General features: G+C 65.1%; 18 protein-coding genes. 11 read left to right on the plus strand and 7 right to left on the minus strand.

Annotated features, from left to right (window positions below; genetic code table 11):
- Nucleotides 1-26 precede the first annotated feature (26 nt).
- A complete protein-coding gene (locus tag K5L94_RS14080; protein ID WP_274510682.1) occupies nt 27-2,168 on the plus strand; it encodes a TonB-dependent siderophore receptor in 2,142 nt (713 codons plus the stop codon).
- A 54-nt stretch (nt 2,169-2,222) separates the two neighbouring features.
- On the opposite strand, the gene K5L94_RS14085 is transcribed toward K5L94_RS14080, so the two are convergent.
- Nucleotides 2,223-2,504: a hypothetical protein gene (locus K5L94_RS14085; RefSeq protein WP_053450161.1), complete on the minus strand. Its 282-nt coding sequence runs from the start codon at nt 2,502-2,504 to the stop codon at nt 2,223-2,225.
- Nucleotides 2,505-2,698: 194 nt separating this feature from the next.
- Between K5L94_RS14085 and K5L94_RS14090 the strand changes: the two genes are divergently transcribed.
- The 7 genes from K5L94_RS14090 to K5L94_RS14120 all read left to right on the plus strand — a co-directional run bounded on the left by K5L94_RS14090 (nt 2,699) and on the right by K5L94_RS14120 (nt 9,640).
- A complete protein-coding gene (locus K5L94_RS14090; protein ID WP_053510310.1) occupies nt 2,699-3,373 on the plus strand; it encodes a response regulator transcription factor in 675 nt (224 codons plus the stop codon).
- Nucleotides 3,373-4,722 (plus strand): sensor histidine kinase, encoded by a 1,350-nt coding sequence (locus K5L94_RS14095; protein ID WP_274510683.1) that lies wholly within the window; start codon nt 3,373-3,375, stop codon nt 4,720-4,722. The genes K5L94_RS14090 and K5L94_RS14095 overlap by 1 nt, the downstream gene beginning before the upstream one ends.
- 100 nt (nt 4,723-4,822) lie before the next feature.
- The gene (locus K5L94_RS14100; protein ID WP_274510684.1) at nt 4,823-5,461 is read left to right on the plus strand and encodes a hypothetical protein; all 639 of its coding nucleotides are present in this window, start codon (nt 4,823-4,825) and stop codon (nt 5,459-5,461) included.
- 135 nt (nt 5,462-5,596) lie between these two features.
- Nucleotides 5,597-6,787 (plus strand): efflux RND transporter periplasmic adaptor subunit, encoded by a 1,191-nt coding sequence (locus K5L94_RS14105; protein ID WP_274510685.1) that lies wholly within the window; start codon nt 5,597-5,599, stop codon nt 6,785-6,787.
- The gene (locus tag K5L94_RS14110) at nt 6,784-8,754 is read left to right on the plus strand and encodes a MacB family efflux pump subunit (protein WP_274510686.1); all 1,971 of its coding nucleotides are present in this window, start codon (nt 6,784-6,786) and stop codon (nt 8,752-8,754) included. The genes K5L94_RS14105 and K5L94_RS14110 overlap by 4 nt, the downstream gene beginning before the upstream one ends.
- Nucleotides 8,755-8,845: 91 nt before the next feature.
- Entirely contained in the window at nt 8,846-9,232 is a 387-nt protein-coding gene (locus K5L94_RS14115) for a hypothetical protein (protein WP_274510687.1), read from the plus strand.
- Between the two features lie 30 nt (nt 9,233-9,262).
- Entirely contained in the window at nt 9,263-9,640 is a 378-nt protein-coding gene (locus tag K5L94_RS14120; RefSeq protein WP_274510688.1) for an EF-hand domain-containing protein, read from the plus strand.
- 156 nt (nt 9,641-9,796) lie between these two features.
- On the opposite strand, the gene K5L94_RS14125 is transcribed toward K5L94_RS14120, so the two are convergent.
- Together K5L94_RS14125 and K5L94_RS14130 are read right to left on the minus strand one after the other, a co-directional pair.
- Nucleotides 9,797-10,252, minus strand: a complete 456-nt coding sequence (locus tag K5L94_RS14125; RefSeq protein ID WP_274510689.1) for a hypothetical protein — start codon at nt 10,250-10,252, stop codon at nt 9,797-9,799.
- A gap of 102 nt (nt 10,253-10,354) precedes the next feature.
- Nucleotides 10,355-10,762 carry a hypothetical protein gene (locus K5L94_RS14130; RefSeq protein ID WP_180880139.1) on the minus strand — a complete coding sequence of 136 codons (408 nt, stop codon included), beginning with the start codon at nt 10,760-10,762 and terminating at the stop codon, nt 10,355-10,357.
- A gap of 534 nt (nt 10,763-11,296) precedes the next feature.
- On the opposite strand from K5L94_RS14130, the gene K5L94_RS14135 reads away from it, so the two are divergent.
- Nucleotides 11,297-12,589, plus strand: coding sequence for a PAAR domain-containing protein (locus K5L94_RS14135; protein ID WP_274510690.1), 1,293 nt, complete (start codon nt 11,297-11,299; stop codon nt 12,587-12,589).
- 590 nt (nt 12,590-13,179) lie between these two features.
- Here K5L94_RS14135 and K5L94_RS14140 read toward each other — a convergent pair.
- Complete coding sequence (locus K5L94_RS14140) at nt 13,180-13,527, minus strand: winged helix-turn-helix transcriptional regulator (RefSeq protein WP_006452252.1); 348 nt, start codon at nt 13,525-13,527, stop codon at nt 13,180-13,182.
- Between the two features lie 102 nt (nt 13,528-13,629).
- On the opposite strand from K5L94_RS14140, the gene acuI reads away from it, so the two are divergent.
- Together acuI and K5L94_RS14150 are read left to right on the plus strand one after the other, a co-directional pair.
- Entirely contained in the window at nt 13,630-14,619 is a 990-nt protein-coding gene (gene acuI / locus K5L94_RS14145; protein ID WP_274510691.1) for an acrylyl-CoA reductase (NADPH), read from the plus strand.
- A 120-nt stretch (nt 14,620-14,739) separates the two neighbouring features.
- A complete protein-coding gene (locus tag K5L94_RS14150) occupies nt 14,740-17,493 on the plus strand; it encodes a UvrD-helicase domain-containing protein (protein ID WP_274512635.1) in 2,754 nt (917 codons plus the stop codon).
- A 62-nt stretch (nt 17,494-17,555) separates the two neighbouring features.
- Here the strand turns inward: K5L94_RS14150 and K5L94_RS14155 are convergent, their stop codons facing one another.
- The 3 genes from K5L94_RS14155 to K5L94_RS14165 all read right to left on the minus strand — a co-directional run bounded on the left by K5L94_RS14155 (nt 17,556) and on the right by K5L94_RS14165 (nt 20,475).
- Nucleotides 17,556-18,038, minus strand: coding sequence for a hypothetical protein (locus K5L94_RS14155; protein WP_274510692.1), 483 nt, complete (start codon nt 18,036-18,038; stop codon nt 17,556-17,558).
- 436 nt (nt 18,039-18,474) lie between these two features.
- Entirely contained in the window at nt 18,475-18,738 is a 264-nt protein-coding gene (locus tag K5L94_RS14160) for a hypothetical protein (RefSeq protein ID WP_274510693.1), read from the minus strand.
- 201 nt (nt 18,739-18,939) lie between these two features.
- Nucleotides 18,940-20,475 (minus strand): MobA/MobL family protein, encoded by a 1,536-nt coding sequence (locus K5L94_RS14165; RefSeq protein WP_274510694.1) that lies wholly within the window; start codon nt 20,473-20,475, stop codon nt 18,940-18,942.
- Nucleotides 20,476-20,775 lie beyond the last annotated feature (300 nt).

A 20,775-nucleotide genomic window follows, 5' to 3' on the forward strand; every position in this document is an offset into this window, starting at 1 on the left:
TTTGCAACCGCCCCCACCTCGCCCCCATGCCCCTTTCCGCTCCTCTGCCGCGCGCCCTGTGCCTTGCGCTGGGCCTTTCCCTGACCTCCCTCGCACTGGCCGCCGAGACCCCGGCAGACGCCCCCAGGGACCTGGACAAGGTCGAAGTCCGCGGCCGTGCGCAGACCCTCTACCGCGCCACCGATGCGGCCGTTGGTACTCGTACCGACACCCCGCTGGAGCTGGTCCCGCAGTCGATCCAGGTGATCCCGCGCGAGCTGATCGACGACCAGGCCGCGCGCCAGGTGACCGACCTGTACCGCAGCATCAGCGGCATCAGCTTCTTCAGCTATGCCGGCGTGACCCTGCGCGGCTTCCGCCAGGAGAACGTGCTGTACGACGGCCTGCGTGGCGATCCCTATGCAGGTTTCTCGGTACCGCAGCTGTTCAACATCGAGCGCGTGGAGGTATTGAAGGGCCCTGCCGGTGCGCTGTACGGCGGCGGCGATGCCGGCGGCGTCATCAACTATGTGACGCGCAAGCCGAAGGCTCGTGCCGAGCGCCGCATCGAGCTGCAGGTGGGCGACAAGGCTTTCCGTGCGGGCTCGATCGAAGGCACCGGGCCGTTGAATGCCACCGGCAGCGTTCGCTATCGCGCAGGCCTGTATGCCGACAGCGAAGAGGGCGTGCGCTGGAACGCCGACAGCGAAAGCGTGATCGGCGATGCGTCGCTGGCCTTCGATGTCGGCCAGACCGGCGAACTGGTGCTGCAGTTCACCGACATCACCCAGAACCTGGGCGGCAACCGCCTGCGCGGTGTGCCGGTGAACGATGCCGGGACCTTCCTGACCGACCGCCGCTGGAACCACAACGAGGCCAGCGACTTCCTCGACATGCGCGCCAAGGTGGCATTGGTGCAGTACCGCTTCGCACCACGCGACACCCTTGACGTGGACGTTGCCGCACGCTGGTTCAGCAACAACGAGCACCAGATGTACCACGAGCCGATGGGGCTGATCGACCGTGACCGCGATGGCGTGGCCGAGTGGATGACGCGCCAGCTGCGCAACCAGATCCGCGACAACGAGGCGTTCACCGCCAGCGCGAATGCGGTCTGGCGGATCAACACCGGGCGCATCGAACACAAGGTGTTGTTCGGCGCCGATGTGTACCAGCTCGACGCCGACTTCACCGCACAGACCGCCAACAGCGCCGACCTGGCACGCGGCGCCGGCCCGGTGCGCGGCATCGATCTGTTCAACCCGGTCTATGGCGCCAGCACCTGGCATGACTACAACCTGGCCGCGCTGCCCTGGCGCAGCACCTCCACGCGCAGCAAGCGCTACGGCGGCTATCTGCAGGATGAGCTGGCGCTGGGCCCGCGCTGGCACGTGCTGGCCGGGCTGCGCTGGGATGGCTTCAAGGATGAGGACCGCCTGGGTGGCAGCGGCGTGGAAGGCAACGACCTCAGCTGGCGGCTGGGCAGCACCTTCAGCGTGCGCGAGGGGCTGAACGTGTACGCCAACGTGGCCAGTGGCTTCGTGCCGCAGAGCGCGGCCAACCAGAACCCGGCCGCGGGCGGCCCGTTCGACGCCGAGCGCAGCAGGCAGTGGGAGGTTGGCCTGAAATCCCTGCTGGCCGACCGCGTGACCTTGAACATGGCGGCCTACCGCATCGACCGCAGCAACATCGTGCAGGCCACCGGCGAGGTGATCGGCGGGGTGAACCAGCTGGCCGCACTGGGCCTGGTGCGCAGCACCGGCATGGAACTGGACCTGCTGGCCGACATCACCGAGCGCTGGGTGCTGAATCTGACCTATGCCTACAACGACGCGCGGGTGAAGGATGCCGGTCCAGGCGGCATCACCAATGCCTCGGGCGACCGCTTCGCCAACGCACCACGCAACAAAGTGGGCCTGTGGACGCGCTATGACCTGCCCTCGATCAACTCAGCGATTGGCTTCGGCGTGGATCATGTCGGAGAACGCGTCAGCCTCGACGGACAGACGGTGAAGGCCTACACCGTGTTCGATGTGAGCTGGAAGACCACGTGGAAGCAGTGGCAGTTCCAGGCCAACGTCAAGAACCTGTTCAACAAGGTGTACGCCGCCAGCGGCTTCATCGAACGCAACGGGCACTTCCCGGGTGAACCGCGGCGGGTGTATGTGCAGGCGGCCTACACCTTCTAAGGCCATGCTGCAGGGAGCAGCGGGGGAAGTGGCAACCCACTTCCCCTGCCAGCGTCAGTGCGAGCAGGACACCAGCATCGAGCGGGTGGCCATCTGGGTGGAGGTGAAGCCGTTCCTGTTGCCCACCGCGATGGCATTTCCTTCATCGCCATCCTTGCTGAAGACCACATAGCCCCCCGGGCACATCTGCCCGGCCTTCTCGTAGCAGCCACTCCAGGAACTGGAGCCGCTGCAGTCGATGGACACGCCACGGCGACCATCGGGGGTGACGGTCATCCTGGCGGTGGTGCAGCCGCCCAGCGCGGCAACGAACAACAGCGGTACGTACAACTTCATGGGCACTCCAGGGTTGGGGATCAGCAGACGGGCGCCAAGGCTGGAGTGCCCGGATTGCGCCAACCTTGCGCCAGAGGGCCTCACCGCTGCGGGGCTCGCCCTGCATTGGCACGCCATGTTCACGCAATGTTCCTGTAATACGGTGCCGGCGCCTGCCGAAGTCCCCCGCGCCCCTTCCCGCCCGATTCCCGCCGATGCACATCCTGCTGATCGAAGACGAAGCCGAACTGGCTGCCACCCTGAAGTCCGCCCTGCAGCGCGAGCGCTACGTGGTGGACCTGGCCAACACGCTGGCACTGGCCCGCGAAGCGGCGCTTTCCGGGTCGCACGATCTGGTGCTGCTGGACCGCACCCTGCCCGATGGCGACGGGCTGGGCCTGATTCAGGTCCTGCGCGGGCACAACCCCGGGGTACCGATCATCGTGCTCAGTGCGCTGGGACAGTTGCCGGACCGCATCGCCGGCCTGGATGAAGGGGCCGACGACTACCTGGCCAAGCCCTTCGCGCTGGAGGAACTGTTCGCGCGGATCCGGGCAGCCGGGCGCCGGCCGGGCGGCATGCAGGTAGAGCCGGTGAGCATCGGCCGGCTGCTGTTCGACCCCGCCTCGGGCGAGGCCACGGTGGGTGGACAGCGACTGGAGCTTCCGCGCCGCGAGATCCGGGTGCTGGCCGCCCTCGCCCGCCGGCTGGGCCGCACCGTGCTGCGCGAGTCCATCGAAATGGCGGTGTATGGCTTCGACGACGGCATCCATTCCAACACGCTCGACTCGCACGTCTCGCGCCTGCGGCGCAAATTGGCCGACGCCGATGCCGGGGTGGAAATCCATGCCATCCGCGGTGTCGGCTATCTGATGCGGGAAACGAAGTAATGGCGCGACGCCCCTCCCTGAAGCGCCCGCTGATCGTCAAAACGCTGATCTACCAGCTGCTTGCGTTGCTGGTGGCGTTCTTTGCGCTGCTGATGGTGCTGGTGCGTGCCGACAGCGGCGGCTACTACACCATCCAGACCTTTGCCCCTGTGGCCGCAGAGGCCGTTCACCGCGACAGCACGGGCGAACTGTATGTGGAGCACACGCCTGAGCTGGCCGAGCTGCTGAAGATCGTTCCCGGCGCGTGGTTCATCGCCGAGGATGAGCATGGCCACCACGTGACCTTCGGCCACGTTCCACCCGCCTATGCGTCGCTGGTCGGCACCCTCGACGGCATCCCCTATGGCGACCTGCGCGGACGCGACCGCAGCGATGGCCTGGCGGTGGCGATACGCCAGCACAGCGGCCCGGCCGGCAAGCTGACCATCATGGCCCATGGCGAAACCGATTCGCTGACCTGGCAGATGGCGCTGGCGGCACACATCATCACCCTGCCGATCTTCCTGCTGCTGGGCCTGGCCACTCTCATCCTGACCCCGATCATCGTCCGTCGCGCCCTGGCCGGTGTGGAACGCATCGCGCAGGAGGCCCGCAACATCTCCGCCAGCCGTCGCGGCATCCGCCTGACCGAGACCGCCGTACCGGTGGAGATCGCTCCGCTGGTGACGGCGGTGAACGAAGCCCTGGACCGCCTGGACGAGGGACACGAGCGGCAGCGTCGCTTCATCGCCGCCGCCGCCCATGAGCTGCGTACGCCGATCGCGATCCTGCGGGTCAAGATAGATGCGGCCGACGACGCCACCTCGCACAGCCTGGCCGTGGAAGTCGCCCGGCTGGCCACGCTGGCCGAGCAGCTGCTGGACCTGCACCGCATGGAGGAAGATGGCCCGAAGGACTCGCTCAACCTGGCCCGCGTGGCCAAGCGGGTCGTGGCCGATCTGGCGCCGCTGTTGATCCAGTCCGACAAGACGGTCGCCGTCGCGGTGGAACCGAACTTCCCGGTGCTGGGCGAGGCCGGCGCGGTAGAGCGCGTGCTTTCCAATCTGGTGTTGAATGCAGCCGAGCATGGCGGGCGCCATATCATCGTGCGCGTGCAGGGCAGCTGCCTGGAAGTGGAGGACGACGGCCCCGGCATTCCGGTCGACCAGCGCGAGCGCGTGTTCGAGCCCTTCCAGCGCCTGCGCCCGCGCCAGACCGGTGCCGGGCTGGGGTTGAATCTGGTGCGACAGGTGATCGACCGGCATGGCGGCCGCGTCACGATTCTGGATGCACCCGGCGGCGGCGCATTGATCCGCGTCGAGTTCCCGCTGCATCCGGGCGTCAGCAGCGAGCCGCCACCGGAGCGCTGAGCACACCCTGCCTACGGGGCTGACTGCCCGCTGTCCACGCACGACGACCGGGGATGATGCGCAAGGTTGCGGCAATGTTTGCCGCACAGCATCTGCAGGCGTGGCATTGCTCATGATGCCGCGTCCGGGTCTGACAGGAAGCCTGCATGTGACACAGGGAGCGCATCCCTCTTCGTCTACCACGCGTACTCCGCCCCCCGGCTGTACGTCCAGTCTGACCGCGGCAGCGTGGAATCATCGCGCGCGAACGTGGCGCAGCCGTGGCGGCAAGCACTGGCCGCACTGGCTGCGGATACCTGCCGAACCCGAGCGGGTGGACGCCCTGATACGCCTGGCCGGCGCACTGTTCCTGCTGTTGCCTGGCATGTCACTGGTGGCTGCAACATTCCGCCACGCGCCGGGAACAGCCGCCGCCATCGTGCTGTTCGTCACCTTGCATGCGGGGCTGCATATGCTGGCATTGTGGCGCGAGGCAGCATCCCGACCGATTCCCTCGATCCCCCGGGTGCTGGACGCGCGTGCCGCCGGCATGATGCTGGCCGTTACCTTGCCGGTCATCGTCCTCGGTGCCACAGGTCCGAGGCCCGTCATCACGTCAGCCTGGCTGCTGGCTGGCGCGATATGCCAGCTCTGCAGCCTGCGCCGCGTGTCGCAACGCCTGCGCCACGTCCTGCTGGCGCTCGGCAGCGTGCTGCAGTTCATTGCGGTAACCCTGCTCGCACTCGGCACGGTGCACTGACAGGCCGGCACCGCCGCAAGGTTCACGCAATCCAGCACATCGAGACTCGACGACCATCCACACCTGTCACCGCAGGCGTGCATCCCATCTGTCGCGAGGACCCACGATGCCCTGTCTTTTCTGGATGCTGAGCCGATGAGCGCCGTACCGCGCAAGCGTCGCCGCGTGCTCATCATTGCCGCCGTACTGCTCTGCACCGCGCTGCTCCTGTTCGCCTGGCTGCGACCCGCGCCACCGCCTCGCCTGGAGGTGGCGCCGGTCACCCGTGGCAACATCGAACAGGTGGTGGAAGCCACCGGCACGCTGAAGCCCTCGCGGCTGGTGAGCGTGGGCGCTCAGGTCTCCGGCCGCATCGAAACCCTGCATGTGAAGCTGGGCGACAAGGTAAAGGCCGGTGACCTCATCGCCGAGATCGACTCGCGCACCCAGCGCAATGCGCTGCAGAGCGCGCAGGCCGCCCAGCGCAGCGCCCGCGCGAACCGTGATGCCCTGGCCACCGACCTGCGCCAGTACCAGCTGACCCTTCAACGCCAGCAGGCACTGGTTTCAAGGCAACTGGTCGCACGCGCCGACTACGATGCGGCAAAGGCCAAGGTCAATGCCACGCGGGAGCAGATCGCCGCACTCGATGGCGAAGTGGTGCAGCGGCAGACCGATGTGGATGTGGCGCAGACGAACCTGGGCTACACGCGCATCACCGCGCCCACCGATGGCACCGTGCTGGCCGTGGTCGCGCGGCAGGGCCAGACCGTCAATGCGGTACAGAGCGCACCGACCATCGTGATGCTCGGCAACCAGGACGTGATGACCGTCTACGCCGAGATCTCCGAGGCCGACGTGGTGCACACCGCATTGGGACAGGAGGCGTTCTTCACCATCCTGGGCGACAGCGGCCGACGCTACAGCAGCACGCTGCGCGACATCGCGCCGGCACCGGAGTCGATCACCAACGAAGACACCTCCGGCTTCAGTCCGGCAGGGGCTTCGGCGGGTGCCAGCCGCACCGCCATGTACTACAACGGCCAGTTCGACGTGGACAACGCCGATGGCCGCCTGCGCAGCTACATGACGGCGCAGGTGCGCATCGTGCTGGGGCGCGCCAAGGGCGTGCTGACCATTCCCTCGGCCGCGCTGGGCGCGCGCGCCACCGATGGCAGTTACAACGTGCAGGTACGCGGCGCGGATGGCCACCCTGCCCCGCGGCGCATCACCACCGGGCTGGACGACCAGATCAACGTGGAAGTGCGCAGTGGCCTGCAGGAAGGCGAGCAGGTGGTCCTGGCCCAGGCCGGCGATGCCGCCGCCACAGCCGCCGCACAGCCATGACGGACGCAGAAAAGGACGTACCGCTGCTGCGCGTGCGCGGCATCCGCCGTGAATTCGCCGCTGGCGAACAGACCCTGGTCGTGCTCGATGGCATCGACCTGGATATCCGTGCCGGTGAACTGGTGGCCATCGTCGGCCAGTCCGGCTCGGGCAAGTCCACCCTGATGAACATCCTGGGCTGTCTGGACCGGCCCTCGGCCGGCGCGTATCAGATTGCTGGTCGCGAGACCGCGCAGATGTCGCCGGACGAACTGGCCGAACTGCGTCGCGAGCACTTCGGCTTCATCTTCCAGCGTTACCACCTGCTGACCGACCTGACCGCGCTGGGCAATGTGGAAGTGCCGGCCATCTATGCCGGCCAACCCAGCGCCGACCGCCATGCCCGCGCGCAGGCGCTGTTGCAGCGGCTGGGCCTGGGCGAACGCATGCAGCACCTGCCCGGCGAGCTGTCCGGCGGGCAGCAGCAGCGCGTGTCGATCGCGCGTGCACTGATGAACGGCGGCGCGGTGATCTTCGCCGATGAGCCGACCGGCGCACTGGACACCCAGTCCGGCAAGGAGGTGATGAAGATCCTCGGCGAACTGCATGCCGAAGGCCACACCGTGGTGCTGGTCACCCATGACATGGCCGTGGCCGAGCATGCGCAACGCATCATCGAGATCCGCGACGGGCGCATCGTCGATGATCGCCCTACCGCTGCCGCGACAGCGGCGGCCTCCAGCAACCCAGCCACTCTGCAGGTGCGCAGCGAAGGCAGCGGCTGGCAGGCGCTGCGCGACCGCTTCGGTGAAGCCTTCCGCATGGCCCTGCGCGCGATGAACGCGCACCGCATGCGCACCTTCCTGACCATGCTCGGCATCATCATCGGCATCGCCTCGGTGGTATCGGTGGTCGCCCTGGGCACCGGCGCACGCCAGGCCATCCTGTCCAACATCGCCTCGCTGGGCACCACCACCATCGAGGTCTACCCGGGCTCCGGCTTCGGCGATGTGCACGCGGCACAGGTGGAAACCCTGACGCCCGGCGACAGCACGGCACTGGCCGCGCAACCGTTCGTGGACAGCGCCACGCCCGGCGTCGCCAGCAGTGGCACCGCCCAGCGCGGCAACCGCTCGGCCAACGTGCAGATGCAGGGCGTGAGTGAGCAGTATTTCCGCGTGCACGGCCTGAAGCTCGGGCAAGGCCGCTTCTTTGCCCAGCCCGCCATCACCGGCTACCAGCAGGTAGTGGTAATCGACGCCAATACACGGGCACGGTTCTTCGCCGCACAGGAAGACCCTATCGGCCAGACCCTGCTGCTGGGCAACGTTCCGGTGCGGGTGGTGGGCGTGGTGAAGAAGGAGGCCGGCGCCGTCGGCGATGCCTCGCTGCTGCAGGTCTGGGTGCCCTACACCACCGCCATGGCGCGCATGCTGGGGCAGAGCCATGTGTCCAGCATTACCGTGCGCGTGTCCGACACCGTCGGCATGCAGGCTGCGGAAGCCTCCATCGGCCGGCTGCTGGAACGCCGGCATGGGCGGCGCGACTTCTACATGAGCAACAACGCGCAGATCCGCACGTCGATCGAGCAGACCACCCGCATCCTCACGCTGATGATCAGCTCCATTGCCGCCATCGCGTTGGTAGTGGGCGGCATCGGGGTGATGAACATCATGCTGGTGTCGGTGACCGAACGCACCCGCGAGATCGGCGTGCGCATGGCGGTGGGCGCGCGCCGCAGCGACATCCTGCAGCAGTTCCTGATCGAATCGGTACTGGTCTGCCTGCTCGGTGGCGTGCTGGGTATCAGCGTGGCGCTGGCGCTGGGGGCCGTGCTGGCACTGGCTGATATCGGCTTCTCGCTGGTGTTCTCGAGCACCTCGATCCTGGCCGCGTTTGCCTGCAGCAGCCTGATCGGCATTGGTTTCGGCTTCTTGCCGGCACGCCGTGCAGCGCAGCTGGACCCGGTGGAGGCGCTGGTGCGCTGAACAACGCGCATTCCACAAGAACGACTACAGGTTCGCGCAATGTCCGCGCGCTGTACTGGCACCACCGACACAGCCGCACAGGAGCGGAACGATGTTTCAGAAGACAGGACGTACGGCGTTGCTGCTGGGGGCCGCACTGCAACTACTGGTGCTGATTCCATACGCGGACGACGCCCATGCACAGGACCGCGATGGCTACCGCTCCGGCTGGGACCGGGGCTATCACGACCGCCAGCGCGACGAATGGGAGCGCCGCGAGCGCGAACGGGAGCGCGAACGGCGCGATGACGACAAGGCCAAGCGCGTGGTGGTGGGCGTTGTGGGCGCGGCGGTAGTTGCCGGCGTAATCGCTGCGGCGGCCAAGCGCGAGCGCGAGACCCGCGAACGTGCCGACTACTGCATGAACCGCTACGGCAACTACGACCGCCGCAACGACACCTACCGTGGCTCGGATGGCTACACCTATCCCTGCCGCTGACCTGCCCTGCATTCCGAAGGAACCGACCGCATGAACAAGACGCTACTCATCATTGCCCTGTCTGCCGCACCGCTCATTGGCCACGCCGCCAGCGGCGACCCGAAGCAGGCCTATATCGACTCCAGCTTCGCCGTCATGGACAGCAACGGCGATGGCCGCATCGACAAGGCCGAGTACGCGAAGTACCAGCAGGCACGCTTCAACAAGCAGGCCGAATCCATCGACGCCGCGTTCAAGGAAATGGATGCCGACAAAGACGGAAAGATCAGCAGGAAGGAAGCCGCCGTGGTGCCGGAAATCGAGAAGTATTTCGCGGGGCTGGATACTGATGGCGATGGTTATCTGTCGCTGAAGGAAATGCAGCAGGCCATGGTGGCCGCGCAGACGGCAGACGCCCCGGCGAAGTAGCGCCTTGGTACGGGGTCAGCGCCTGATCGTGCGGCATTGGCGGATACCAGGTTGCATCGTTCTGGTAGGTGCCCACCTTGGTGGGCACGGCTCCGTCACCACGCGCGAGCGCCAGAGGCCCCGCAGAATGGGCCTCCAGCGGGTAGCGCGCGGCAGTCAGCGCACCTTGTACAGCACCGCCGCACCCGGGCGCGGCTCGAACGCCGGCACCGTCTGCTGGGTGAGCGCGGTGCCCTTGGCATCCCACACCAGCGTCTCCACCGGGTACTCATCCTTGCGGGTCATCTGGTCGATCTTGGCCACGACCACCGTTGCAGCGGCCGGCACTTCCGGATTCCAGCCGAACACGCCCACCCTCCCGTAGAACACGGCCGGCGCGGCGGCATCCAGCCGGCGGTCCGGGCACATCACCAGCCCACGATCGAGCATGACGCGCAGCGCATCGACCGGCACCTTCTTCACTGTCGGCGTGGTGCGCTCGCTGCTGTGGCCGGGGCAGACATTGGCCGCGCGGGTAGCCATGTCTTCGGCTACCTGGCGGTCGGATTGGGCAAAGGCTGCGGCCGGAATCAGGCAGAGGCCGAGCAGCACACGCGTGGACGTCCGGGTCATTGCAGGTTCCTGTGATGGATGCCAAGCGAACTTAGCAATGCCTGCCCGCCGAGTTGCAAAGACCGCGTGAGGCTGCAGCACAGCCCCGCGCAGCCTGCGCCATCACGGAACCAGGCAGCGCTCCACCTGCAGCGACAGCACCTGGCAGGCGTTGAACAGGCCTTCGACCAGCGCTGCGGACGGGCAGCAGGCGGGATCATCACTCTCCCGCGCCACATGCGCGGCGTGCAGCATGGCGGTCAGCGCAGTGATGCCCGAGGCACTGCGGGTGGCCAGGGCCAGATCGAAGGCGCGGCCGGGGCTCAGCCGGGTTTCGGTCCAAGGCTGGCCATCGGCTCGCAGATTCTCACCGTGGCCTTTCAAGTGCGCGAAGAACGCCGACGGCGCGACGGACTCCGCGGATTCGCAGAGCGCCGCTTCAAGCGTTTCGGCCAGGGCGGCGGGAAGATCACACGCGGCGGCGCCGAGCAGCTCGCGCAGGCGGGGAATGTCGGGAGTACGGTCAGGCATGGCGACAACCTCACGGTGTGGCCACCTGCAGATGCAAGGTGGCGGACGGTGCGGGTTGGCGTGCCGGATACGTAGTACGAAAGCCGGCGGGTCCTAAAACCCCCACGCACCGTCCGCCATGAACTGGCAGAGGGTGCATTGTCGTGACCGCAACATTAGATGCAAGCACGACGCCGTGTACTACGTAAGTTCGGGACGCCAATCCCGGCCAGGGCGAGTGCCTTGGCGCGGCGATGATTGGCGTACTCGTTCGTGGATGAAAAGTAGGGAAATGCCGCGTCGACGTGCAGTCGCGGTACTTGCGTCATGTAATGGCGAGTTGCCCATCAAACGCACCAGATGGGGCGGCAATGTTCGCCTGCAGATGGCATGGCGCTGTGCATGCAGGCAAGCCGAACGCGACACAGCTGATTCACCTTCCCCCATAAGCCGCTCATATCGGAACAGATCAGGTGTCGCGTTCGACCCTTGAACACTCTGCTGATCCGACATCAGAGATCGAACCCGCACTTCCCATGAACCCGCAGTCGCCCATTGCAGTTGGGCTTCGGCGTGCTTGTCGCAAAAGCCACTCGAAGCAACGCCGAACTGCATCGGATTCTGCCGGCCGATCAGCAATGGAAGCGATTCATGGCACGGAACTGGATTGTGATGGGAGACCCGACCTCCAGCGGAGGGCGTGTAATCACTGCGTCGAACCGAACCGACATCGAGGGCATGGGCGTTGCACGCGTGGGCGACAAGGCGACGTGCCCACACATGCACAAAGGGGTGTTTGCGATTGTCCAGGGTGACAGCACGATCATCATCGATGGCCAGCCCGTTGCGCTGGACGGATGCGCGCTCGCGTGTGGCTGCAGGGTGATGTCAAGCCAACAACTCAGGGTGTACGTATCCAATACTGCCACCACAGGCGGGACTGCCAGTCCCAACATGGCCGGTACGCAGCGTGCTGAAACGCCGCTGGCCAGCGGCCGCCGCCTTCAGTTCGACCAGGCTATCCGTTTCACCGGCTCACAGGGCATGCCGTTGCGGGAACTTCCCTACACGCTCCATCTGGCGAACGGCCAGACCTTCTCCGGCATGACCAACGCACTGGGCGAGACGTCACGTGTTTCGACCCGCGAGAGCGTGGCGGTGGTGCGCGCGGAGTTGCGCCCACCCAGCGCCACGAGTGGTTGTTGCGAACGCACCTTGTTGGCCGGGATCGATGATGCAGCGGTTTTTGATGTCGAAGGTGTGATTACCACCTCTGACACCATGGGAACGTCGATCGTACCGGTGCAGGTACCAAGCCATGAACGCGGCTTGACACAAGGCGAGATCGAGATGGCACAGCTGGTGTTCGGCGATGCGATTGACTACAGCCTGGTGAGGATTCACAACCATGGCTACTGGATGTTGTTTGGGATGCAACCTGAGGACACGGTGGTTGCGCCAAATGGCGAGATCTACTTCCCGAAAGACCTGTACATTCATGATTACTCTTCTGGCGATCTTCGCAACCAGCAGCTTTTCATCCACGAAATGACCCATGTCTGGCAGCATCAGCTCGGCTACAACGTGAGGCTGGTGCGTGGACCGCGACCGAACATGAGCTACGACTATGTCCTCGATGACGTGCGCCTGCTCCACGACTACAACATGGAGGCGCAAGGCGACATCCTCGCTGACTACTTTCTCGTTGCCTTCCGTGATTCACAAAGCAAGATGAGCAACACAAGGTATCGAACCACATTCGGCATCCATGCCCAGTTGAAACGCGTCCTCTCACTATTCCTCGCGTCAACTTCCGACAAGCGCAACCTCCCGAGGACCACACGATGATCAGACAAGCATGGTTCCTTTTGGCAATCCTGATACCTCTCGTGGCCAGCTGCTCAGCGCCGCCAGGGCGCTACCAGAAGGCCACGATCAGCACGTCTGACGGCAGGCTTTGCTTTGGTGTTCCTGACACGCGCGGGAATCGATCCGAGCCGCCTGATATCGACTCCATCGCAGTGAGCGCTGCTGGGCAAGGACTCTACCCAACGTGGGAACGGGTCTTCATGGACGAGCACATTCCCGAACCTTCGCTCCCACCTGACCAGTGCATACCCTATGGATCCGGTCCCACCCCTGCACCGCCGCTGCAGGTGGGCGCGTACTACCAGGTGGTGCTCTCTGGGTATACGCCAGATAGCCTGGACGATGGAACTTCGGGAAAGTTGCGTGTATTCAGAGCCTGCTTTCACCTGCGTCAATCCGCCGATGGCCGCGAGTTGAAGCCTGTCGTGGTGACCTGCGGGGATGTGCCCCAATCTTCGCTGCCTCCCTCATGAGCGGAGGACTAATGGTTCGCGTGGCGCAGAGCGCGATCACATGAACCGCTGCGGCAGGAGGCTCACCGCACTTCCGGCATCACCGGCTCCCCGCCTTCAACTGTCCCCGCGCGTACTCTGGTACCCGCGATAGGTTTCGCCCCACTCGCGCATCGCCAGCAGCACCGGCACCAGCGTGCGCCCGAATTCGGAAAGTTCGTATTCCACCTTGGGCGGCACTTCGGCATAGACGTGGCGGATCACCACCCCATCGGCCTCCAGTTCGCGCAACTGGCTGGTCAGCATGGATTGCGTGGCGTTGGGTACCCGCCGCGTCAATTCCATGAAACGCCGCTTGCCAGTCATCAAGTGGAAAAGAATGATCGGCTTCCACACGCCGCCCATCACCGACAGCGTGACTTCCACGGCGCACCCGCTCTTGCCATCCCAACGCCTGCTACGCATGCATACTCCGGAAAACCATAGTACCTACGAAAAACCATCGTTCTTGTTGCAATAACGGTGCGAGCCTAGCATGGAGCCATCCCCTGAACGCGAGGCCCCACCATGAGTTTCAAGGCGCTGCTGACCCGCAAGACCGACGATGGAGTTTCCACCGAACTTGTCGATTTCGATGAAGCCAACCTGATGGATGGCGACGTCCTGGTGCAGGTTGAATATTCGACGCTCAATTACAAGGACGCGCTGGCGCTGACCCATTCGCGCCCGGTCATGCGCACGTATCCGCTCATTCCCGGCATCGACTTGGCGGGCGTGGTGCTGGAATCCAGCAATGCCGGTTTCAAAACCGGTGATCGCGTGGTGCTCAATGGCTGGGACCTGAGCATGGGCCACCACGGTGGCCTGGCCCAGCGCGCCCGCGTGCGGGGTGAGTGGCTGAACAAGATTCCCGGCAACCTGACCACCCGCGATGCCATGGCCATCGGCACCGCCGGCTATACCGCCATGCTGTGCGTGCTGGCACTGGAAGACGCGGACGTGACCCCGGAGAAGGGCGACGTGCTGGTAACCGGCGCCAATGGCGGCGTGGGCTCGATTGCCGTGGCCATTCTTTCCAAGCTGGGCTACCGCGTAGTGGCCGCCACCGGGCGCCCGGAACACGCCGAGTATCTGCACAGCCTCGGTGCAGCGGAGATCATCGACCGCGCGCAGTTCTCCGAGCCGCGTGACAGGCCGGTCAGCAAGGAACGCTGGGCCGGCGTGGTGGACGTGGCCGGTGGACCGACGCTGGTCAACGCGATTGCAGAGACCAAGTACCGTGGCGCCGTGGCAGCGTGTGGCCTCGCACAGAGTGATGCGCTGCACGGATCGGTCATTCCCTTCATCCTGCGCAACGTGACCCTTGCCGGCGTCGACTCGGTGAATGCCCCGCAGGACGTGCGCCAGCGTGCATGGGATCGCCTGGCCACCGATCTGGACCCGCAGAAGCTGGAAAGCACCGTGCAGCAGATCGGGCTTGCCGAGGTGCTGGAGGTCTACGAGAAGATCATTCCGGGCAAGGTGCGCGGGCGGATTGTCGTTGATGTGAACGCGTGACACGCCATCAGCCAGCGCGACAGATGCACGAGCGCCACATGCGGCACCAAGGCCCCTTATCATTGGGTTGTAAGGGCGCTATACGCCCGGTGAAGCATGCAAGGCAGTATCTGGATGTCTATGGAATGGCGCCCCTCGGGCTGGGGCCAGCGTGTGACCCGCTCGCCACTGTGGCGGCTGCGGCTTGATGGCGAACACCTCGAGCTGACCCTTGGGGGCGAGCAATACCGCCAGTACGTGGATGGCGATCATCGCGTGCAGGTTGTCCCAGGGCTGTTCTGGGCCCGGGTTGCGCTGCAGACTGAAGGTGGGGCTGTGTCCGTGGGCGGGCTGCCCAATCGGCAAGCGTCCCAACTCGCGGCGGCTGTGCAGAACGTGCTGTCCGCGCGCAGCACACGCGGGCGCAAAGGCCTGTTCGAGGACGTGCTGGCGCAGATCCAGGCCTGGCTGAGTGCAGCGGACGCACTGACCGATCGCGGTCACGCCAGCCGGCGTTGGATCACCCACGAACAACAACAAGCGCTGCTGGCCGACCGCCCCGCCCTGCCACTCTCCCCGGATGAGCTGGAGCGCCTGTTCCTCGATGCCAGGGTGCATGACGACCTGCGCTCCAGCCACCATCTGGCCGCGCTGGAAGCGCTGAACGACTGGCATCTGGATTGGCCTGCCGTATGGACCGAAGCGAACGACGCCATGGCCATGCGTGAGCTGGTCCTGGCCAAGGACTTCCTGGACCGGGTCGAGAGCAGACCGCTGACCGAGGAACAGGCCCGCGCGGTCATCTGCTTCGACAACCGCGTGCAGGTCGTGGCCGCGGCCGGCTCTGGCAAGACCTCCACGATGGTCGCCAAGGCGGCTTATGCCATCGATCGCGGCTTTGTCGAACCAGAGCGGATCGTCATGCTCGCCTTCAACAAAGATGCGGCCAAGGAACTGGAAGCGCGCGCGCAGCGCTCCTTTGATCGGCTCGGCATGGGTGACACCGTGGTCGAGGCGCGGACCTTCCATGCGTTGGGCCTGGCCATCATCGGCAAGGCCACCGGGCGCAAGCCCGACATTCCCGAATGGGCCATCGATGCCACGCAGGGCTTCAACAAGCTGGCCGAGCTGGTGGATGACCTGAAGGATCGCTCGATCCACTTCCGCACCCAGTGGGACATGTTCCGGCTGGTGTTCGGCCGCGACCTTCCACCGTTCGGCGCCGAGATGATGGCCGATGGCTACGACCGCGACGGCACGCCGTATATCCGCACTCTGCAGGGCGAGCGGGTGAAGAGCCTGGAAGAGTGCGTCATTGCCGATTGGCTGTTCTACAACGGCGTTGCGTACGACTACGAGCGTCGCTATGAATTTGATACGGCCACCGACACCCATCGCCAGTATCGGCCGGACTTCTATTACCCGGACGCCGCGCTGTATCACGAGCACTTTGCGCTGGATGCCGATGGCCAGCCGCCGAAGCATTTCGCCCACTATGCGGAGGGCATGCACTGGAAACGGCAACAGCATGTGGCGCGCGGCACCGCGCTGGTCGAGACCACCTCGTTTGGCCTGCGCAGCGGGCACGCCCTGCATGACCTGGCGAAGACGCTTGGCGCATCTGATATCGAGCTCGATCCGAACCCGGACCGCGAGCTGCCCGATGCGGGTGCCAAGCCGATGCCGGATGCGGACCTGATCGGATTGATGCGCACCTTCATTGCCCATGCAAAGAGCAACTGCCTGACGCTGGACGATATGGCTGCACGCTTGCGGCAGATGCCCGAAGACCAATTCAAGGAACGGTACCGCCGCTTCCTGGAAATCGCCGGCCCCGTATTCCAGGCCTGGGACAACGCACTGGCCGACGAACGCGGCATCGATTTCGAAGACATGCTCAACATGGCCGCCGGGCTGCTGGAGCAGGGACACTATGCGTCGCCCTACGACCTGGTGCTGGCCGACGAATTCCAGGACGCCTCGCGCGCCCGCGCCCGCCTCTGCCGTGCGCTGGTCAGCCAGCCGGGCCGCCACCTGTTTGCGGTGGGCGATGACTGGCAGTCGATCAACCGCTTCGCCGGCGCCGACGTTTCGGTGATGACCGGATTCCGCGAATGGATGGGGCATGGCCAGGTGCTGAAACTGGAGCAGACCTTCCGCTGCCCGCAGGCGCTGTGCGATGTGTCCAGCCGCTTCATCAGCCGCAATCCGGCGCAGATTGGCAAGGCGGTCCGTTCTGCTGCGCCGGCAACCGGTACGATGCTGCAGGCGTTCCAGATGACCCGGCGTGAGGAAGTGCAGGATGGCGTTCGCCAGTATCTTGCCAAGCTGCACCAGCAGTTGTTGTCCGGTGCGGTGCCGCAGGGGCGCAACGGACGCGTGACGGTGTTCATCCTCGGGCGCTATCAGGCCGATCGCAGTGCGGTGCCTGCGGAGTGGAGAACGTCGTTTGGCAGCACGATGGACGTCGAGTTCCTGACCGCGCATCGCTCGAAGGGGCGCGAGGCGGACTACGTGATCCTGCCGGGCATGGTGAACCGCGGCTTCCCGAGCCTGCGCTCGGATGACCCGGTGCTGTCGCTGGCGATGCCGGAGGGCGATTCCTATCCGCTCAGCGAAGAGCGGCGGTTGTTCTATGTGGCACTGACGCGTGCGCGGCGCTCGGTGGCGATGTTCACCCTGCAGGGCAAGCACTCGCCGTTCCTGGACGAGCTGGTGAAAGACGGTGCGGTGGAAGTGACCGGGATTTCAGGCGCGGTCATCAATGAGGAACGATGCCCGGTGTGCAAGGTGGGCGTGTTTGTGGAGCGCAATGGACCGCACGGGCCGTTCCGGTCGTGCTCCAGTTATCCGTTGTGCCACAACAAGCCCAACGCGGGGCGTCGTCGCGGCTGATGAAGCTGCCGGCGCCGTAACAGGCAGGACGCTGCCGTGCTCGGCAGCGCCCTTCGACGGACTTACTGGCAGATGTACTCCTGCGCTGACTCGATGAAGTCGACGTCGAGCTCCTCGTACTGGATTTCGACGGTTTCCATGCGGGCGGAGGTGACTACGGCACGCGCGCCGACATTGCATGCGGCCGGCAGCCCACCGGCGTAGACCTGCCCGTTGATCGCATACGCCAAGCCATAGCAGGCCGAACCGAGCTGGAACGGGTTGTGCCCGCAGGCATTCACCTGCTCGTTGGCCAGTCCACTGGAGGCGGTGTAGTTGGCCGTCCAGCCGCTGGGTGCATCATTGGCGCAGCTGCCCGGATAGCCCTGGATCGGTGCAGTGCCAGCGTTGCAGGTATGTTCGGCGAAGCTGCCGAAGAAACTGTACTTGAGGTATGCGGTGCGGCCGCTGTCGACCCATTGCGCCGCGGCGGCGGTCTGGGCGAAAGCAGAGAGGCCAAGCAGGCACACCGCAGCTGCGGTGAGAGGTTTAAATCCCTTCAACATGACTATCGTCCTCGGAATTGGCGAAGTGCACGCATCATGCGTGCCGGCCGACTCTAGCCAGCCCCTGCGCCGGGGAATATGACAGGCTCGGCAGTCTGCGGCGCTGTGGCCTTTGCCGTGGCCGATGCAACAGCAACAAAAAAGCCCCTGTTTCCAGGGGCTTCTTGAGAATTCTGGCGGAGAGAGTGGGATCGGATCACCTGCGACCCAACCCCTTCAAACCGTTGCAGAAAGCCTGCTGGGCAGGTTTCCTTTCAATGTTTCCCCGATCATAGACCCCCGCCTGGCCCGATTGCCAGCGCCTGCGGTCCCCAGCACATCACTCCCCAAAGCCCCGCCGAACTCGGCCAATGGGCTAGACAGCTAGACGTGCCCGCAGACCCATAGCAATCTCGGCAGCCCGGCGCGTGTATTCCTAGGCGTTGAAACGCAGCTTTCAGATCTGTGAACAAGCGCAGATTTCGCCCCTTGCCAATCGTTCGGACAGTGCTTCGATGTGAAGACCCTTCACAACGAGAGCTTTAGAGATCCAATGCCCGCCCATGTAGAACTTCGCATCGCCAGCCGTCTTCTTCCTGCCCTCATCGCGCAGAGCGAGACACGAGACGTCGCAGAGCGCGAAGTTGATATCCAACATGCCCTCGATGTGGCGGCCGCGCTGATGCGCCGGTTTGCCGCGTCCCCTGCTGGTCAAGTTCATCACACCTACGTGCCTACTGATGGGACGCGCTCCCCTCCAAAGGCAGCCACGGTGAACCGTGAGCAGGTGCCACCCGCCTTCATCTCACAAGAGGAGTGGCGTAAGGCGAGAGGCTTGGCCCCCGCCCCAACGCCTCGAAAGCCCTCCACGCTCCCAATGATTCGCTGAAAGACAAAGCCCCGCATCGCGGGGCTCTTTCGTTCAATGGAAGGATGGCGATCGTGGCTTCAAGACAGGCACAGGGGCGTCCGCAGCGACCGGCAGACTGGCCTGGCGCTCAAGAACGATCTGTGACGGCGACGGTGACGGCATTGCCTCCAACTCCTCAGCCTTGCGCAGGATGTCTGCATCCACCTCTGCCAGCGCCTCAGCCGACCCGCGCAACCGCGCCTTCTCGAGCTCCTTGGTCCGCTGCTCCAGCGCAGACAGGCGGCGCTCCCGGCGCTGCGTCCATTCGGGGTGCGAGTAGCCGTTGGTTCCCATGGGGTAGTCGGTGTTGAAGCGCTCCCATTCGTGCTGAGCCAGGTGATATAGGCGTTCGGCCCTGCCCAGCGACACAAATCGCAAGGCACGCCCCAGGATTGCCGCTCGCAATGTCCGGACCTGGAGAACCGCCGTGGTTATCCACTGCCGCAAGGGGACGGTCTCCCCAGCCCGCGCTAGTTCGGCTTGAGCCCATTTGAGACCAGCACGGATGCGCTGGGTCGACAGGTCTGCCCTGGCGCGCGCGATGTCCTGCAGGTCGCGCAAGGCATCACTCACACGCTCGGCGAGACTGACCGGGCGCTGCCCTTCGGTCGCGTGATGGTGGCGAGCCACGACCTGAGACAGCCGCATCCCGGACACGCCTCGAACCTCCAATCCAGGAGCCAAGCCCTGTAGGGAGGGCGACCGGCCACCTGGACCATGACCGACTGACGGATGGATGGGCACGGCCCTGCCCTCGCGCCCAGCTTGAAGGGTGAGATGGTCCAGATACTCGGCGTTGCCCGCTTCGATGGCGTCGTTCTCGGCCGCCAATCGGCTGTCCATACCCTTTCGGGACAGCGCGGTGGCCGCCTTGCCTAAGTGCTTGGTCGGCTCTCTAGACAATGCCACCGCCTGGAGCTCGTCCCCCCGGTCCGACGCCGCCCGAGCCTGCTCCGCCAAGCTGCGGTGGTCAATCGTGACCGTCAGGCCAGCGGCTTCAAGATGTGCGTTGGTCGTTTCAGCGACCATCTCCCGGACCCACTGGACCTGCACTTTCCCCGACACGCCCCCATCGAGCTCGCGCGTTTTCTCGCCAAACCCATCCGGCCCAATGCGCCTAGTGCTGGCAAGGAGGTGGACGTGATGATTGAGCCCATCCGGTGTTCCTGGGCAATGGATGCTCGCCTGGACAGCAAACTGGTATCGGTCGACCAACGCCGCGGCAATGGCAAACGCTAAGTGCGCGCGCTGTTCGCCGGAGAGCTCGTGCGGCAACGACAGCTCGAACTCCCGCGCGACCGTGGCGTCCTTGCGGCGCTCGGCGGCCTCGGCGACGGCCCACAACTCGCCGGGCACCAGTGCCCAGTCGGGGGCATCTGAAGGCGCGAGGCAGAAGGTCTCGACGACCCCGCTCCGGCGGCGGTAGTCATGCTGCTGCCCGGTGATGACATCGGACAGCAGCAAGCCACCTCGATAGGCGGCCGCTGCGACAGCGGATTGGCCTTTGCCTCGGCTGAACGTTTTGACTGATGTGTGGAAGATGGCCATAAAAACTCCTGAAAACAGGAGTCTTTATGGATCAGCTTCTGCTTTTGGCAAGCCTCGCAGAGGCGTGGGGTTCCAGGGGCGAAGCCCTTGGCGCACGCATCCGTCAGGATGCCTAAGTGCGCTCTTGCCTTCTATCTTTCCTGCTGGAGCCCAGTGCCTACCTGACCAACCTGAGCGGGAAGACGCCAGCCCTAGCCATTGCGACTGCAACTCAAGTCAGGCAGCATTAAGCGAACTACAAGACCAAGCGCGCCGCACGTAACGGTGAGTTGGTGCTCAAAAACCTAGACAAAGGAATGC

Source organism: Stenotrophomonas forensis, assembly GCF_028752115.1.
GTDB lineage: Bacteria > Pseudomonadota > Gammaproteobacteria > Xanthomonadales > Xanthomonadaceae > Stenotrophomonas > Stenotrophomonas forensis.